Genomic DNA, 16,758 nt, shown 5'->3' on the forward strand with positions numbered 1-16,758 from the left:
AAGATTGAGAATGGGGCGAGCTGGAATGACTGATCACAAGACGGCCGACTATCCGCTTCCGGTGACCGGCCTGAGACCGAAACGGACCGACATGCTGATGCCGTGGACCCGGGCCCTGCTCATCATGCTGAGAGCAGTGCGGATCGGCACGCTGACCGTGCATGCACCCAACGGCGAGAGCTATCGCTTCGAGGGCAGCGATAGTGGGCCACGTGCGGAAGTCAGGCTTTCCTCCGACGATGTGAGCCGCAAACTCCTGCTCGGCGGCGACGTCCGCTTCGGCGAGGCCTACATGGAGGGCGGCTGGGATACCCCTGATCTCCCCGCCCTGATCGAATTCGGCGCGCAGAACCAGCGCGCGCTGTCCCGTGCCATCGACGGCACCCGCATCGGACGTATCTTCAAATCGCTGCAGCATTTCGCGAACCGCAACACGAAGCGCGGCAGCCGGCGCAACATCGCGCACCATTACGACATCGGAAACGCCTTCTACGGCAAATGGCTCGATCCGAGCATGACCTATTCCGCAGCGGTGTTCGAGCCGGGCGAGGACGAGCTGGAACCGGCGCAACGGCGCAAGTACCGGCGGATCGCGAACATGCTGCGCCTCGAACCCGGCCAGACCGTGCTGGAGATCGGTTGCGGCTGGGGTGGTTTCGCCTCGGTCGCGGCGCGGGAATACGGCGCGCGGGTCGTCGGCCTCACGCTTTCCGAGGAACAGCACGACTACGCCATCGAACGGGCAAAACGCGAGGGCATCGCGGACAAGGTCTCGATCCAGCTTTGCGACTACCGCGACGTGGACGGACGTTTCGACCATATCGCCTCGATCGAGATGTTCGAGGCGGTCGGAGAGAAATACTGGCCGACCTTCTTCGATCAGGTCCGGGCGCGTCTGACCGATACCGGTCACGCCGCGATGCAGATCATCACCATCGACGACGAGGGCTTCGAGACCTATCGGCGAAACCCGGACTTCATCCAGAAATACATCTTCCCCGGCGGCATGCTGCCGTCGGTCGGCAAACTGACCGAGCATTTCCATGCCTCGGGACTTGAATGCTTCGCCAATGACGGCTTCGGCAGCCACTACGCACGCACTCTCGCAATATGGCGGGAGCGCTTCCACGCGCGGTGGCACGAGATCGCCCCGCTCGGCTTCGACGAACGCTTCCGGCGGATGTGGGACTATTACCTCTGCTACTGCGAGGGCGGCTTCCGTGCCGGACATATCGATGTCCGGCAGATCGCGCTGAAGCACGCGTGAGGGCATGACGGCAGAAACCGCCGCTTTGCCCTTCTCGCGGCTAAAGCTCCTCGCCTACGGGTTTCCTGGGCTGCCCCTTGCCGCGCTCGGCGTCCCGCTCTTCATTTTCCTGCCGTCTTTCTACGCGCAGGACCGGGGTCTCAGCCTCGCTGCGGTCGGGCTCGTCCTGCTCGCGGCCAGGCTCTGGGATGCGGTCACGGATCCGGTCATCGGTTTGCTGAGCGACAGGATCGCGACCCGGTTCGGGCGGCGCAAACCCTGGCTTCTCGCCGGCACTCCGCTCACCTGCCTTGCCGTCTACATGCTCTTCGTTCCGCCGGAAGGCGCCGGCGCGCTTCATCTCTTCGCCTGGAGCGCGGCACTCTATCTCGGCTGGACCATGGTACAGCTGCCCTACACGACCTGGGGCGCCGAGCTTTCCGGCGACTATCACGAGCGTTCCCGCATCACCGCCTTCCGCGAAACAATGGTGGTGTTTGGAACCTTGCTCGCATCGGCCATGCCGGCTGCGATCGCGGCCGCCGGCGGCGAAAACAGTCTGGATGAGGTTCTCACGGCGCTCGCTATTTTCCTGATCCTCGCCTTGCCGCTCTCGGTCATGCTTGCGGCAGGACTGGTCGCGGAAACGCCTCGCCCGACGCCTGTACGGAAGATGGGGGATCGCTGGCGCGCCGGTGCGGCCCTGCTCGTCCGCAACAAGCCCTTTCTGCGCCTAATCCTCGCCTATCTGCTGAACGGGCTGGCCAACGGACTGGCGGCGACCCTGTTCGTGCTGTTCGTCCAGAAGGGTCTCGCGTTGCCGGATGCCGTCGACACCCTGCTACTGACCTATTTCCTGCTCGGCATCGCGGGCGTCCCGCTCTGGCTGTTCGTCAGCCATAGGCTCGGAAAGCACCGCACATGGATCCTCGCCATGCTCCTGAACAGTGCGATCTTCGCCACCGTGCCCCTGCTCGGACCCGGCGACTATTTCGGCTTTCTCGCCATCTGCATCGGCACCGGCCTCTGCCTCGGCGCCGACCTCGTTCTGCCGCCCTCGATGCAGGCCGACGTGGTCGATGTCGATACCGCCGAGGGCGGCGGTGCGCGCACCGGGCTGTATTTCGCGCTCTGGGGCATGGCGACAAAACTCGCGCTGGCGCTCGCTGTCGGCATCGCCTTTCCGGTGCTGGAGCTGGCCGGTTTCGATGCCACGGGCGCGAACGATGCCGGCGCACTTCTGACGCTCTCCCTGCTCTATGGCGCCGCGCCGGTGGTCCTGAAGCTCGCCGCCATCGCGATCATGCGCGGCTTTCCGGTCACCGCCGAAAAACAAGCCGAGCTGCGCCGGAAAATCGACCTGAAATTCGCAGAAACCAGACCCGGGAGCTGATCCATGACCCGCCGTCTTCCGTACATTCTAGTGGTTCTCCTGACCCTCGGAGCCTGCTCGAACATGCAGATCGAAGATTTCGCCGGAACCGGACCGGAACTGAAACCCGAAGAGTATTTCGCGGGCCAGACCAAGGCCTGGGGAATCTTCGAGGACCGGTTCGGCAACCTGAAACGGGAGTTCCTCGTCGACATCAAGGGCGACTGGGACGGGACCACGCTGACGCTAACCGAGGATTTCGACTATAGCGACGGCGAAAAGGAGCAGCGTATCTGGCACATCACGAAGTCCGGAGACGGGCTCTATGAAGGCCGCGCCGACGACGTGGTCGGTGTCGCCAAAGGCGTTGCCAGAGGCAAAGCCCTCAACTGGTCCTACGATCTGATGCTCAAGGTCGGGGACAACACGATCAAGGTGCGGTTCGACGACTGGATGTTCCTGCAGCCCGGCGGGGTAATGATCAACAAGGCCGAAGTCTCGAAATTCGGCATCACCATCGGCACCGTCACCCTGTTCTTCGCCAAGGATGCGGTCAATCGCACGGGATCATTCGGCGGGCGTAAATCGGCGGCCTAGCCAGCGGAGCACCGGTCCCAGGACGGGCATGAGCCCGAATACCTGCGAGGCGGCGTCCCAGTGGTCGATGTGGCTGGAGACGAGGCCGTCGTCGTCGAACGTCACCTCGCTCAGGCCGATGATCTCGATCTCACGGTCCCCGGCCGCTTTCACCCGTCCGGTCATGCGCCATTTGAGATAGCAGGCCGTTTCCCCGGCGACCTGATCCAGCACTTCGAAAGCCGGATCCTCCATCGCCTCGAACATGTGCTCAAAAATCGCAACGACCTTTGCGCGCCCGCTGACGTCGCTGAACGGGTCCTTGAAACGGACGTTCTCTGCAAGCAACGCGGCGAGCGCCCCAAGGCTCTGTTCCGTCAGCGTCTCGTAGCAACGCGCATAGGCCGCCAGCCGATCCTCTGTGCTTCTCACTTCCCCGTACCCCGCTTCACCAGCCTGAAATAAAGACCGTATGGCAGCGCGTTCAACAGCTTGAGAATAATCGCGAAACGGCGCGGAAAGGTGATCTCGAAGCGGTCCGACTGCAGGCCCTTGTAAAACGCCTCGGCGGCGTCCTCCGGCTCCATCAGGAACGGCATTGGAAACGGGTTTTTATCCGTCAGCGGCGTGCGGACGAAGCCGGGACAAACGAGCTGCGTCTTCACGCCATAGCGGTCGAGATCGAATTTCAGCGCCGCCGCCATGTTGTTGAGCGCGGCTTTGGTGGCTCCGTAAGCAGCCGCCGTCGGCAGCCCGCCATAGCCCGCGACGGAGGACACAATGGCGATGTGACCCTTGCGAGCAGAGATGAAGCCGGGCACCACCGCCGCAAGACAGTTCACCACCCCCATCAGGTTGACCTCGACCAGGGTGCGGAAAGGCCTCGTGTCGAAACCCTCGATCTCGACCGGCATATGCGTTCCCGCCGCCAGGACGGCCATCTCAAGAGCCCCTCTCTCTTCCCTGATGCGCGCTACGGTCTCCGCCGCTGCGGCCTCGTCCGTCACGTCAAGCGGATAACCGAAGAAACGTCCCGGGTACTGATTTTCAAGTTCCGCCAGCGCCTCTGCGGACCGCGCCGAACCGGCGACGGTCCAGCCGTCGCGCATCATCCGCTCGGCAAGCGCCAGACCGATCCCGGAACTGGCGCCGGTTATCCAGACACAGCCCGCGCTCATTCGAGGTCCTCGAGCACGACCCGGACGGTCTCGGAACCGGCGTTCTTCACCGCGTCCAGCTCGATAAAGCGATCCCGGTCCCCCGTGCGCGGCGCGACGCGGACATATTCGAATGCGGCACCGTCATGCACGAAGGTCATTTTCACCCACTCGCCGTTCCGGCCGTACCAGATGTCGAGGTCCAGCTCGCCGCGCATCTGGTAATGCAGGGCTTCGATTTCCCTGCCTTCCGCAAGGATGGTCTCCTCTCCGACCTCGGTCATGGTGATGTTGCGCAACCGCCCATATTGCAGATCAATCAGCTTGGTCGCGTCCGTCAGGGCGAAATTCCAGTAAGTGGACGGAACCGACTCGTCGGGTGGAGCCACGTGCTCACCCTCGCGTCCGGAAAAGCGAAACCCATCCCGGTCAGACCTGCCGTCGACGATAAAGACCTCACCGTCGTCATTGACCACCCCGCGGGCGCGCACGAGCTTGGTGCCGTCCCACTCGTCCTGCGCTCGGAGAGCGTAGTAGTAGAGTGTAAACGGTCCTATTCGAAAATCGAATAATGTCTGTGTATCAACAAGATATTTTCCATTTTTAATGTCGAATCTCAACATGACGATACCAAGCGGATCGCCCTCGCGATAGACTTTGAACTTGATCAGCCCGTCCTCCGCCCAGCCCTTCGGAACGAGACTGGACGCCGTGACGGCGTTCGGCAGCAGGAGGCCCGCAAGGAGCAGCGCCGGTGCGATCAACGCCAGGAAGCGGGCGCAAAACGGTTTCATGTCTCTATCCCAGCATGCGGAGGCCGGATGGGGTTGCATCCGAACCAGCCTTTCCTGCGTTACGGCGCCAGCAGGGAACCGGATCATCCCGATCCTTGGATCGTGATTATGAAACATTATACTATTGGACCAGAGACACTTCGACTGCGACGGATGCCACACAGGTGCACAAGCCCGACCAAAGCTTTCCGAGCCCGGACCACGATCACGGCCAATGCCTCGACGACGCACTAAGCGCGGCCGAGCGGCTTTGCGCCGAACGCGGGGCCCGCATCACGCCGGCCCGCCGCCGCGTCCTTGAACTGGTCTGGCAGCGCCATGCGCCCGTCGGCGCTTACGACATCTTGTCCGAAATGCAAAAGGATGCGGACCGGGACGGCAAGGCGAGTGCGAAGATCGCCCCTCCGACCGTCTACCGGGCGCTCGAGTTCCTGATGGAACAGGGCCTGGTGCACAAGGTCGAGTCGCAGAACGCCTATATCGGCTGCAGCCACCCGGAGGCAGGACACGATTGCGGTTTCCTGATCTGCCGGGAATGCGGCGCCGCTCTCGAGGTCGAGGACGCGGAATTGAGCACTCTCCTCGCTTCGCTGGCCCGCCGGCACGGTTTCAAGGCGGAGGAAAGCACGGTCGAGATCAAAGGCCTCTGCCCTTCCTGCAAGTCGGCTGCGGCCTGACATCATGCTGGACAGGACATCGCCGCTTCTCGACGTCGCAAATCTCAGCATCGATCATAACGGACGGGCGGTTCTGCAGGACGTCACCTTCGCCCTCGGACGGGGCGAAATCATCAGCGTGATCGGCCCGAACGGCGGCGGCAAGACCACGCTGCTGCGCGCCATCCTCGGCCTCGTGCGCCCAGGCAGCGGCAGCGTCAAGCTCGCCGCCGGCACGAGCATCGGTTACGTGCCGCAGAAGCTCGCGATCGATGCGACGATGCCGCTCACCCCGCGCCGCTTCCTGACACTCGGCATGAGAGGCGTGCGCGGCCGTGTCGCCGAGGTCGCGGAACGGATCGGGATCACCCACCTGCTCGACCGTCAGCTCGCCGCCCTCTCCGGTGGCGAGACCCAGCGGGTGCTGCTCGCCCGCGCAATCCTGAAAAAACCGTCCCTCCTGGTGCTCGACGAGCCGACCCAAGGCATGGATGTCGCCGCACAGTCAGAGCTGTTCAGGCTGATCGAGGCGATCCGCGAGGAAACCGGCGCCGCCATCATTCTGGTCTCACACGATCTGCATCTCGTGATGCGCGGCACCGACCGGGTGCTCTGCCTGAACGGCCATATTTGCTGCACCGGCCATCCGGCCGAGGTCGAGCGCGATCCGAGTTTCCGCTCTCTCTTCGGACGCTTGGACGAAGCGGCCGTCGTGCCCTATCGTCACGACCACGACCACACGCACGACGGCGCCTGCGACCATACCCACGACCATGGACATGGTCACGGGCACCATCACCACCACTAGCCATAAACGCCAGAACGGGCGAGATCATGACCGACACGACCAGCGAACCGGACCGTCTTCCGGTCTCCATCCTCACCGGCTTCCTCGGTAGCGGGAAAACCACCCTGCTCTCGAAACTGATGCGCCATCCGGAGATGGACCGCATCGCCGTCATCGTGAACGAGTTCGGCGAGGTCGGGCTCGACGACGCGCTGGTAATGGAGTCGAACGAGGACGTGGTGCTGCTCAACAGCGGCTGCCTCTGCTGCACCGTGCGCGGCGATCTGGTCGACACGCTGAAGCGGCTGTTCAAGGATCGTGCGAAAGGCCTCATCCCGGACTTCGACCGCATCGTGGTCGAGACCACCGGCCTCGCCGATCCGGCGCCGATCCTGCACACGATGATGGCCGATCCTTTCCTGGTTACGCGGTTCCGCCTCGACGGCGTGATCACGGTTGTCGACGCACACCATGCGATGGAGCAATTCGACAAACAGTTCGAGAGCGTGAAGCAGGCCGCCGTCGCCGACCGCATCGTGCTAACCAAGACAGACGTCACCGACGCAGAGCAGGTTGCCAAGGTCGAAGCACGCCTCGCCGAGCTCAATCCGGCGGCTCCGGTTATCAGGGCCGTGCAGGGCGACGTGCCCCCGTCCGTGCTCTTCAACGCCGGACTCTACAATCCGAAGACCAAGAGCACAGACGTCTCCCAGTGGCTCCGCGAGGAGGCCTACAGGGCGACCGAAGGCCATGTGCATCATCACGACCATCATCATGACCACGGGCACGATCATGACCATGGGCACCGTCATCACGATGTCAGCCGGCACGACGATCACATCCACTCCTTCGTGCTCTATTTCGACGAGCCGCTGGAATGGAACCGGATCGCCGGCGCGCTCGACATGATGGCGCAGACCCACGGCGCCAACATCCTGCGCATCAAGGGCCTGCTGAACCTGAAGGAGCTCGAGGACGAGCCGGTCGTGGTTCATGCCGTCCAGCACATGTTCCATCCTCCGGCCAAGATCGAGAAATGGCCGAACGAGGACCGCCGCTCCCGCCTCGTCTTCATCGTCCGCGACCTCGACAAGAAGACAATCGAGAGCGTGATGAACTCCTATCTCGCGCTCGAATTCGCATGAGCCATTCCTTCAAAGCCGCGGTTCTGAGGGCGCCAAACCCGGCGCGGCCCTACGCCGAGCACAAGCCGCTCTCGCTAGAGACCGTCAGCGTTCCCGCGCCAGGCGAAGGCGAGGTTCTGGTGAAGATCGCAGCGGCGAGCCTTTGCCGCTCGGATCTCTCGGTCATCAATGGTGTCCGTGCCTGGCCGATGCCGATCGTTCCGGGACACGAGGCGAGCGGAACCGTTGTCGAAATCGGGCCCGGAGTTAGCTCGGTCGGTGCGGGCGATCCCGTGGTGCTGGTCTACCAGCCGCAATGCGGCGCCTGCCCCGCCTGCCTCGACGGCGAGGCCCATCTCTGCGGACCGGGTCTGGCGGCGAACCGCAAGGGCGAACTGCTCTCCGGCGGACCGCGTCTCTCGCTCGGCGGCGCATCGGTGCATCACCATATGGGCCTCTCCGCCTTTGCCGAATATGCGCTGGTTTCCGAGAAATCCGTCGTGAGGGTCCCTAAAGACCTGCCGCTCGACATCGCCGCGCTCTTCGGCTGCGCCGTCATGTGCGGAGCGGGAACCGTTCTGAATACCGGCGCGATCAGGGCAGGCGATACGGTCGTCATCGCGGGCGCGGGAGGCGTCGGTCTCAGCGCCCTCCTCGGAGCGCGCGCGGCCGGGGCTTCCCGGATCATCGCCGTCGATCCGGACCCGGCCAAGCTGGAACATGCGAAACGCCTCGGTGCGAGCGACGTGATCGCCTCCGGGGACCGGAGCGCAGCCGCGGAGGTACTTGAGCTTACGTCCGGCGGCGTCGATATCGCTTTCGAGACCGCCGGAAAGCTCGGCGCCTTCGAGATCGCCTATGACAGCGCCCGGCGCGGCGGCACCGTCGTCTCGGTCGGCCTGGTCGATCCGAAGACGCCGTTCCAGCTCGACGTCGCGGCGCTCGTGACCGGCGCCAAGACCGTCAAGGGCTCCTATGTCGGCAGCTGCAATCCGCGCACGGACATCCCGCGCTTCATCGCCATGCACCAGCGCGGACTTCTCCCGGTCGAGGAACTGATCACCCACCGGATGCCGCTCTCCGAGGTCAACACGGCGCTCGACCGCATGGAAGATGGCACCGCGATCCGGCAGATCCTGACGCCCTGAGACGTGCTGTCTGTCAGCCGGCTTTTCCGGAAAGCTCCAGAACGAGATAGAGCAGCCCGGGCATGGTCAGGAAACCAAGGACGGTAGAGACGATGACGCAGCCCGCGATGGTCTCCGGTTCCCGGTTGTAGCGGACAGCGAACAGATAGGGAAAGATCGCCACCGGCATGCTGGACATCAGGATCACGACGCCGGTTTCCATGTCGCTGGTCCCGAGCAGCCACGCCGCGAGCACGCCTGCGCCGAAGCCGACCACCAGCCGCAATAACGCGACGCCGAGGCTGTCCAGCAGGTTGGAAAGCCGCAACTTGGCGAGCGATACGCCGAGCGTCATGAGCAGCAGCGGAATGCACATGCCGCCCATCAGGTCAGCGGTGTCGATAAGCCATTTCGGCACGTCGATCCCGCCGAAGATGCAGACCAGCGCGGCCGCGACCGAATAGATGATCGGGTTGCGGGTGAGCGAGCCGACACCGAATTTTCCGGAAGCGATCCCGTTGCCGACAGTGAACATGGTGACGGCCTGCACGGCGAAATAAGAAATCCCCAGCGCCAGACCTTCCTGACCGAAAGCGAAGAGGCAGAGCGGCAGGCCGATATTGCCGACATTCGGAAACATCAGGGCCGGCAGGAAGGCGCGCTGCGATTTCCGCCAGAGAAAGAGTGCCGGCACGATCACGGCCACCGTTACCGCGACAACCAAGGCACTGCCCGCACCGATCCGCAGCAGCGAGTCGATCGAGAGTTCCAGACCGACCAGGGTTCCGAAGACCAGGCAAGGCGTACCGATCAGAGTCACCATGGAGGTCACGGACTCGTTGTCGAACGGCAGCTTCAACCGTGCCCACAGGATGCCGAAGGCCGAGCAGATGAAAACCGGGGCGATGATCGCGAACAGTTGGTAGAGCATGCGGACGGATCCGGGAAATGCGGGCAGCGCGCTAGATAAACCAGCCGTCAGGCACGGTCCAGAAATCCTTTTCGCGCGAGAACGGAGGGTACCGGCACGCCGAAGCCGTGCGCGTGGGCGTAGAAATCGTGATTGTCCTTCTGCATGACCGGATCAGACATCAGCCGTTGCTCATACGCCAGGCCCAGAGTCCGGAAGCTGTGGAGCGCGTCCGTATCCGGGACGCCCTCCGTCCCGTCACGGTCGCGGGCGATCATGATCCGGGCCGCCTCCTCCAGTTCCTCTTCGCCGTTTTCCCGGATCTCGACGCCCATTTCCGCGAAGACCTCGCCGCTCCCCACCGCCGGGAGCCCCCGATCCAGGATCTCCTCGTAGGACAACCGCGTACCGTCGCCGGACGAAACGTAATCCTTGAAAAGCAGCAGGTCGTTCTTCAGCGGCAGACGCAGGAGCTCGTAGACGAGATTGACCGTCGCCGCCGGGCGTCCGAAGGCCCGGACGAGCGCTTCCGGCCCGGAGGCCTGGTTGAAGGCAAAGGCGCAGCGGGCGGAGAGGAAGATGTCCAGTGCCTGGCTGTAACCGGGATGCCGCGGCACATCGACGGCCTCGCGCGGCACACCGCTCATGGGGATGCCGTTGCTGTCGCCGAGGCGGAAGACCCAGTAGCCGGCCTCGGTGAAGCGGCGGATCGCCTGCGTGTAAGTGCGGATATCGGCGCATCGAAACGCGTGGTGCGCCTTTTCCGGCAGATAGCTCATATCCCTGGTATGCAACATGACGAAGGGCGCCCCCTCCGGCATACCGGCCGCGGCGACAAATTCCTCGCCGCGCTCCCGGATCCCGTCCGGAAGCTCGTAATGACGGATCTCGCCTCCCGCCACGGCATGACGCCCGAAGTCCCGGACGACGCGCTGCGGCGAAGCGAGGCAAAGATGAAAAAGCTTCAGGTCGAGGATACCGCCGTCGAGAAACCCGAGCAGCGGCAGGATCGGATCGGAGGTCGGAACGTGAACGAACTCGGGTCCTGGACATTGCAGGATGAAGGGATTGTAGCCGGCGCCGCTTCCCTCCCCGGTCACCAGAAGGATACGGTCGTAATGCGGACCGTAGAGAGTCTTCACGAAGAACGGCTCCATCGCCGTGTGCCCGATGCGGTCGACCTGCGCCAGGATATAGACCAGCGTGCGCCGTCCCTCTTCAAGGTGAGGCAAAACCGTCTGGAAGAGCCGCTGCATCGTCTCCTGCTTGCCGAACTCGGCGCGCAGGTTTTCCAGCAGCCTCGCATCGTCTTCCGGAAACGTCGTCATGTCCGCTCTCTCCCCGGGCGAAGCGGTACCATGATACGGGTCGGCAGGGAATGGCACCCGTTCAGGCGCACGCCGTTGCGCACTCTCCGGCTTTGTGGCATTCCGCTCTGGCTTACACGCGACAGGGAGGAGCGAGGCGCATGTTTTTCGAGCCGGGCAAGCACAAGGAACACGGTTTCACCTTCGATCCGTTCAAGGCCACGATTTCGCCGCGGCCGATCGGCTGGATCTCGACTCTGGACGAGAACGGTGTGACCAACCTCGCGCCCTACAGCTTCTTCAATGCGGTCTCCTGGGCCCCGCCCTGCGTGATCTTCTCCAGTGGCTCGCGGCCGGACGGCTCGCCGAAGGACAGCCAGCTGAATGCCGAGAAGACCGGCGAATTCGTCTGCAACATCGTCGGCGCCGCGCAGGCGAAACAGATGAACGAAACGGCGATCCACTTCCCGCACGGCACCGACGAGATGCAGCACGCCGGTCTCGAAGGCCTGCCCTCCCAGTACGTGAAGCCGCTCCGCGTGAAGGACGCGCCGGTGCATCTCGAATGCAAGTACCTGCGCACCATCGAACTGCCGACGGAAAGCGCGACCGCGCGCAACTGCATCGTGCTCGGACAGGTGGTCGGCATCCATATCGACGAGAAATACGTCGCCGACGGCCGTCTCGACGTCACCAAGTACCAGCCGGTCGGCCGTCTCGGATACATGGACTATTGCGCCGTTTCCAAAGTCTTCGAGATGAACCGGCCGGACTGACCGTCCCGGTCGCTCAGCGGCCGCGAGGGATGACTTCACATTGACCGCTTCTCACGCGTCGACCTGATACCGCGACCGGCAGCCGCCGTCGCGGTCGGGGACGATGCGGAGACGGAGCAGTCGCGTGAGGAAAATCTCGGTCGATCACAAACGCAATCTCGACAGTGCGGTCACGGGCCAGCTTCTGAAGATCACATCGATCCGGAACGAGCTCGAGAGCTACACGACCGCCTTCATCAAGGCGTTCAATGCGGACAATGTGCCCCTCTTCCCGGCACCCGCGAAACAGGTCACGCTCGCGAAACTGACCTCGCTCAGCGTCAAGGGCGGCCTCGGGATCGAGAATCTCGAAGCCCAGGCGACAAACCAGCCCCCGAACAGGCTGGTCTGGAACAATTATGCGGGTGACGCGGACTTCAATCTGCTGATCGAAAAAGAGGCCTATCCGCCCGGCCTCACCACCGGCGCGGTGATGGCCTCCGTCGGCCAGCGCATCAAGATGCTGCTCGCCGAGACGATCGGTACGACGCGCTTCGCCAACCTCACCCAGATCCTCTCGAACCAGACCCTGCAGGCCCCGCTCTATCTCTGCAATCAGGTCGAGGCGCTCGCTCATCTCGTCGACTTTCTCTCGCAGGACCTGACACCACCGATCGACGGCGCGAACTTCCCGGTGAACGCCGACGCCCTGACCATCGCCAAATGCCTGTCCGGGCTCGAACCGGCGCTTTCAGGGATCCGCGGCCCCGATATCCAGCGCGCCTTCCAGGCGATCACGGCGAGTTCCGGCAACCAGCTTCTGGTCTATCGCGACCGCGAGGAAAAGCTGTTCTTCGTGTCCGACGTCGGGCGGGTGAAGTCCGAATGGTTCGACGTGGATTACAGCTTCTTCCCCTATGCCCCCGGCCGCATGGACGGCCTCGGCTTCGAGGTGACCGAACTGGCGATCGCGCAGCAGCGTGCACGCGAGGTGAACCGCACCAAGCTGCCTTACGACATCTTCAAGGTCGTGACCTCGGACTTCACCTACACCGAGTCCGAACGCACGATGAAGGAGCTCGGCCCGTTCGACGATTTTCTCTATACGGCCGAATTCGAGACCCGCGAGCAGAAGCGCCCGAAATCGCCCTATAACCTCTCGCTTTACGCCAACAACCTGATCGACGATTTCGACCTGATCCGCACGGCCTTGAGGTTTCCGGGCATCTCGGTCAGCCAGCCGAAGGATATCGCCAAGGACGATTACCGGGCCGATGTCGGACACGGCGCGGCGAAATGCGAATTCGTCGACGTCGCCATCCCGCGCATCGCCTCGCCCGAATGGTTCTACCTGCAAGACCGGGTCTATTACGACAAAATCCCGGCGAACCCGCAGCCCAATCAGGCCTACGTCAAGGTCTGCAACTGGGAATACCAGTGCGAGGAGAACCTCAACCTGCTGATCGAGCTTGCCGCGGGGCAGAGTCACAGCGCACACAAGTCCGGCAAGCGGATCGACCGGCTGATCACGGCCTGGAACCATTGCAACATGGCCACGGTCTTCCCGCGTTCGGGCGGCAACGCAAAGCTGCCGAACGACGTCTCGTTCGAGGCGCCGGCTCTTCTCGTTTCCAACTTCGCCGACGACTACGAACGGCTTTACGGCTTCCACCCCCTTCCCGACGAGTTCTACGTCCAGGTATTCGAACCGCTCTTCCTGTTCCACCAGGCGCTCGCGGCCTGTCAGATCAAGCCGAACGACACGACGAGAAAAGCCGTCGTCACCGCGGCCGGCGTGCTCGGCCAGACCGGCCTCTCCAAGATGGCTTGCGGCGCCCAGAACGCCGAAGCGCCGATCGTGTCGGGCCTCCGGACGCTTGTGGATGCGGAGCAGCTCTCATGCGACTGGGCTCTGGCCGCACTGCTGACACTGAAGGCGAGCCGGATCGGCGACAGGATATGGTTTCCCATCAGCATGAAAGCGGAAGTGAAGGATGCCAATGCCGTCAACAACGCCAATCTGGGGCTGCCACAGGCGAATGACTGCGACATCATTTTCGCCACGCGCACCGGCGGCCTGCCGAGCCAGTGGCTCACCCTGACCCTCATCCCTCAAGGCGTCGACGGCACGACCCCGATCGATTTCACCGGCCCGCTCGTGCGCGCGAACCAGCGGCTGATCAACAAGGTGCGGGAGAACCTGCTGCATTCGAACAACCAGATGCTGCGCATCGCCTACGGGCAGATCCTGAATGTCCTGCTCAGGGCAAACGCCGACAGCTATCTCGACAACATCATCCCACTCGACGGCTGACGCGGCATCACCCAGAGAGATATTTGCGCAGCACCTCGGCCATCCTCTCCGGCGTCGTGCCGCGCGGGAACATGGTGACGAAGCGGCCGTCGGGCCCCATCAGGTAGGTCAGGGTCGAATGGTCGACGAGGTAATCGGCCTCCGCCGCCCCGTCGAGCCGGAACTTCCGGCGATGGACGCGGTAGGCTTTCGCAGCCGCGGCGACTTCCGCCTCTGTTCCCGTCAGGCCCATCAGGGCCGGATGGAACGCATCGGTGAAGGCGCCAAGCGTCTCCCACCTGTCGCGTTCGGGGTCGACGGAGATCAGCAAAGGCTGAACCCGTTCCACCAACGGCCCGAGACTGTCCAGCGCCTGCCCCATGACGGCAAGGTCGGTCGGGCAAATGTCCGGACAATAGGAATAGCCGAAATAGACCAGCATGAACTTTCCGGTATAGCTCTCCGGCCCCACCCTCGCGCCGGTCTCGTCGGTCAGCGAGAACGGGCCGCCGAACAGCGATGGCAGATCCGCACCGCGCGCCGCTGGCGCACCGGACAGCAGGATCAGAGCGAGAACTATGCCGTGGAATAGCCGCCTCACGGCAGCCCCCCTACTCGGCCGCCGGCGGCGGAACCAGATCCGGCCGCCCGACCTTGCCATAGGTGCCGATGACATCTTTCGTCTGAGGGTCGCGGCGGAACCAGCGCTTCGCGTCCGTGGCGCCGTTACGCTTCTTCCAGTCCTTCGCGAAGGCGGTCGCCTGGATCCAGTCCTCCGCGCCCGGCTTGCGGTGCTTCTGCAGCATGTAGATGACCATCGAGGGGTGGGTGATGATCAGTCCGTCGACCTCGACCCGTCCGCCGCAATAGGGCAGCAGATCGAGGGTCGCTCCGGCAAAAAGCGTGTTGCTCTTCACCGCCATCAGCAGCCGCCCGTCGTCCCGCAGAAGGCCGAGCTGGCGCTTGCCGCCGCCGCAATTCTCCGGACAGTCGCCGCTCAGTTCGCAGAGCATGTCGACGACACGCGCCTCGAACTGCGCCGTCATCTCGCCGTCGATGCCCCATTTCTGCGCCGCGTGCGAAGGTGCGGAAACGGCGAGGACGAACGGCAGGAGCAGCAACAGAAAGTGCCGGGCCATGCTCACATCCCCCACGGCTGGATGCCGAACTTCTCGTGCGTGAGATCGACCACGCCCTGGTCGTCCGCCACCTGCGTCACCAGCAGGTAATTCACCCCGTCCCGCCGGATCAGGTCGCCGTCGACCGTGACCTTGTGGCTCTGGATTTTCACCATGGAGGGGTTGGAAACGCTCCGCGTGTCGGCCTCGACCCGGAGCACGACATAGAGCGTGCCGTCCTCGGCCCGGATGCTGACCGGGATGCCGCCGACCGCGCACCAGACCGCGCACTGATAATGTGCAGAGCCGCGCGCATACATGATCTCGGTGACGTAGCACCAGGTATCGATCAGCTCGCCCTCGACGCGGATCCGTTCGACCGGCTCGGCGCGCGCACTCTGCAGAGACGCGGCGAGGAAGAGAACGGCAAGGGCAATACGGGCGAACCTCGGCATGTGGACTCCGGACCTCGAGCGGCCCGCCCGGGAGACCGGGCGGGTCATTGATCTATTGTGCCGAGACTATAGCGCCAAGTCCGCTTCACCCCAGGTGACGAGAACGTGAGGGAGGGGAACCGGAACCGCCCTACTCCGCCGCGTCGGCGAGTTCCGGCGGCAGCTCGACGCCGGTCTGACTGGCGATGATGCCGTAATGCTCGATCCGGCGGTGCTTGGCGTAGTTGAACACCGTCTCCTTGCCCATCTTCGCGAGATCAAGATCGGCCGAATAGGTGATCAGCTCGTCATCGACCGAGGAGACCTGGGAGACGATCTCGCCCGAAGGCTGGATGATGCAGGACCCGCCGATCAGCATGCAGCCGTCCTCCATGCCCGCCTTGGCGACGCCGACGACGAAGCAGGAATTCATGTAGGCATTGGCCTGCATGGTCAGATGGTTGTGGAACATGCGGAGATGGTTCGGCTCGAAGGCCGAGGTGTTCACGTCCGGCGTGTTGTAGCCGAGCACGATCAGCTCGGCGCCTTTCAGGCTCATCACCCTATAGGTCTCCGGCCAGCGGCGGTCGTTGCAGATCGCCATGCCGATGATGCCGCCCTGCTGGCGCCAGACCCCGAAGCCGAGATCGCCCGGCTCGAAATAGCGCTTCTCGAGATGCTGCCAGGGGCGCTTCGGATCGAATTCCGAGTGCCCCGGCAGATGCACCTTGCGGTACTTCCCGGTGATCTTGCCGGTCTCGTCGACCAGGATCGCGGTGTTGTAGCGGTGCCCGTCCGGCGTCAGCTCGGCATAGCCGAGATAGAAACCAATGCCGCGCTTGGAGGCCTCCTCAAAGAGCGGCCGCGTCTCCGGCCCGGGCATCTCGCGCTCGAAATGGTGATCCATCTTCGAGATATCTTCCTCGTAGTAGCGCGGGAAGAAGGTCGTCAGTGCGAGCTCCGGGAAGACGACGAAATTGCAGCCGCGGTCGCCCGCCTGTTTCAGCAGCTCGATCATACGCTTGACGGCGCTGGCGCGGGACTCCTCCGGCGCGATCGGGCCGAGCTGGGCGGCGCCGATGGTCAGGATGCGGGACATCAA

Annotated in this window: 18 protein-coding genes; 9 read left to right on the forward strand and 9 right to left on the reverse strand. The window is 63.7% G+C overall.

What is annotated here, in order from left to right:
* Positions 1–25: 25 nt before the first annotated feature.
* The 3 genes from IG122_RS05920 to IG122_RS05930 are packed head-to-tail and all read left to right on the forward strand — an operon-like array spanning position 26 to position 3,215.
* On the forward strand, positions 26–1,267 hold the full coding sequence (locus IG122_RS05920) for an SAM-dependent methyltransferase (protein WP_193181401.1): 1,242 nt from the start codon (positions 26–28) through the stop codon (positions 1,265–1,267).
* 4 nt (positions 1,268–1,271) lie between these two features.
* Positions 1,272–2,639, forward strand: a complete 1,368-nt coding sequence (locus tag IG122_RS05925; RefSeq protein WP_193181403.1) for an MFS transporter — start codon at positions 1,272–1,274, stop codon at positions 2,637–2,639.
* Positions 2,640–2,642: 3 nt separating this feature from the next.
* On the forward strand, positions 2,643–3,215 hold the full coding sequence (locus IG122_RS05930) for a DUF3833 domain-containing protein (protein ID WP_193181405.1): 573 nt from the start codon (positions 2,643–2,645) through the stop codon (positions 3,213–3,215).
* Here IG122_RS05930 and IG122_RS05935 read toward each other — a convergent pair.
* Genes IG122_RS05935 through IG122_RS05945 form a run of 3 tightly spaced genes read right to left on the reverse strand, consistent with a single transcriptional unit; the run spans position 3,186 to position 5,145 of the window.
* Positions 3,186–3,626: a nuclear transport factor 2 family protein gene (locus tag IG122_RS05935; RefSeq protein WP_319024822.1), complete on the reverse strand. Its 441-nt coding sequence runs from the start codon at positions 3,624–3,626 to the stop codon at positions 3,186–3,188. The two genes, IG122_RS05930 and IG122_RS05935, sit on opposite strands and share 30 nt — an antisense overlap.
* The gene (locus IG122_RS05940; protein ID WP_193181407.1) at positions 3,623–4,372 is read right to left on the reverse strand and encodes an SDR family NAD(P)-dependent oxidoreductase; all 750 of its coding nucleotides are present in this window, start codon (positions 4,370–4,372) and stop codon (positions 3,623–3,625) included. Before IG122_RS05940 ends, IG122_RS05935 begins: the two co-directional genes overlap by 4 nt.
* Positions 4,369–5,145 carry a DUF6134 family protein gene (locus tag IG122_RS05945; protein ID WP_193181409.1) on the reverse strand — a complete coding sequence of 259 codons (777 nt, stop codon included), beginning with the start codon at positions 5,143–5,145 and terminating at the stop codon, positions 4,369–4,371. The genes IG122_RS05940 and IG122_RS05945 overlap by 4 nt, the downstream gene beginning before the upstream one ends.
* A gap of 164 nt (positions 5,146–5,309) precedes the next feature.
* On the opposite strand from IG122_RS05945, the gene IG122_RS05950 reads away from it, so the two are divergent.
* From IG122_RS05950 to IG122_RS05965, 4 genes are read left to right on the forward strand one after another with little or no spacing between them, the layout of a single operon-like run.
* Positions 5,310–5,822, forward strand: coding sequence for a Fur family transcriptional regulator (locus IG122_RS05950; protein ID WP_319024823.1), 513 nt, complete (start codon positions 5,310–5,312; stop codon positions 5,820–5,822).
* A gap of 4 nt (positions 5,823–5,826) precedes the next feature.
* Positions 5,827–6,609: an ATP-binding cassette domain-containing protein gene (locus IG122_RS05955; RefSeq protein ID WP_193181411.1), complete on the forward strand. Its 783-nt coding sequence runs from the start codon at positions 5,827–5,829 to the stop codon at positions 6,607–6,609.
* Positions 6,610–6,635: 26 nt separating this feature from the next.
* Positions 6,636–7,733, forward strand: a complete 1,098-nt coding sequence (locus IG122_RS05960) for a CobW family GTP-binding protein (protein ID WP_193181412.1) — start codon at positions 6,636–6,638, stop codon at positions 7,731–7,733.
* Positions 7,730–8,860 carry a zinc-binding dehydrogenase gene (locus IG122_RS05965; protein ID WP_193181413.1) on the forward strand — a complete coding sequence of 377 codons (1,131 nt, stop codon included), beginning with the start codon at positions 7,730–7,732 and terminating at the stop codon, positions 8,858–8,860. Before IG122_RS05960 ends, IG122_RS05965 begins: the two co-directional genes overlap by 4 nt.
* 13 nt (positions 8,861–8,873) lie before the next feature.
* On the opposite strand, the gene IG122_RS05970 is transcribed toward IG122_RS05965, so the two are convergent.
* Both IG122_RS05970 and IG122_RS05975 read right to left on the reverse strand, forming a co-directional pair.
* Complete coding sequence (locus IG122_RS05970; protein ID WP_193181414.1) at positions 8,874–9,770, reverse strand: AEC family transporter; 897 nt, start codon at positions 9,768–9,770, stop codon at positions 8,874–8,876.
* Between the two features lie 47 nt (positions 9,771–9,817).
* Positions 9,818–11,077 carry a TIGR04372 family glycosyltransferase gene (locus IG122_RS05975; RefSeq protein WP_193181415.1) on the reverse strand — a complete coding sequence of 420 codons (1,260 nt, stop codon included), beginning with the start codon at positions 11,075–11,077 and terminating at the stop codon, positions 9,818–9,820.
* A gap of 140 nt (positions 11,078–11,217) precedes the next feature.
* On the opposite strand from IG122_RS05975, the gene IG122_RS05980 reads away from it, so the two are divergent.
* Both IG122_RS05980 and IG122_RS05985 read left to right on the forward strand, forming a co-directional pair.
* Positions 11,218–11,832: a flavin reductase family protein gene (locus IG122_RS05980; RefSeq protein WP_193181416.1), complete on the forward strand. Its 615-nt coding sequence runs from the start codon at positions 11,218–11,220 to the stop codon at positions 11,830–11,832.
* A 124-nt stretch (positions 11,833–11,956) separates the two neighbouring features.
* Positions 11,957–14,125, forward strand: coding sequence for a hypothetical protein (locus tag IG122_RS05985; protein ID WP_193181418.1), 2,169 nt, complete (start codon positions 11,957–11,959; stop codon positions 14,123–14,125).
* 7 nt (positions 14,126–14,132) lie between these two features.
* Here the strand turns inward: IG122_RS05985 and IG122_RS05990 are convergent, their stop codons facing one another.
* The 4 genes from IG122_RS05990 to IG122_RS06005 form a co-directional block, all read right to left on the reverse strand.
* Positions 14,133–14,705: an SCO family protein gene (locus IG122_RS05990; RefSeq protein WP_319024824.1), complete on the reverse strand. Its 573-nt coding sequence runs from the start codon at positions 14,703–14,705 to the stop codon at positions 14,133–14,135.
* 10 nt (positions 14,706–14,715) lie between these two features.
* Positions 14,716–15,243, reverse strand: coding sequence for a hypothetical protein (locus IG122_RS05995; protein ID WP_193181422.1), 528 nt, complete (start codon positions 15,241–15,243; stop codon positions 14,716–14,718).
* Positions 15,244–15,245: 2 nt separating this feature from the next.
* Positions 15,246–15,677: a hypothetical protein gene (locus tag IG122_RS06000; RefSeq protein ID WP_193181424.1), complete on the reverse strand. Its 432-nt coding sequence runs from the start codon at positions 15,675–15,677 to the stop codon at positions 15,246–15,248.
* 130 nt (positions 15,678–15,807) lie between these two features.
* Complete coding sequence (locus IG122_RS06005; protein ID WP_193181426.1) at positions 15,808–16,755, reverse strand: N-carbamoyl-D-amino-acid hydrolase; 948 nt, start codon at positions 16,753–16,755, stop codon at positions 15,808–15,810.
* Between the last annotated feature and the right edge of the window lie 3 nt (positions 16,756–16,758).

This window comes from Nisaea sediminum (assembly GCF_014904705.1).
Classification (GTDB): Bacteria; Pseudomonadota; Alphaproteobacteria; order Thalassobaculales; family Thalassobaculaceae; genus Nisaea; species Nisaea sediminum.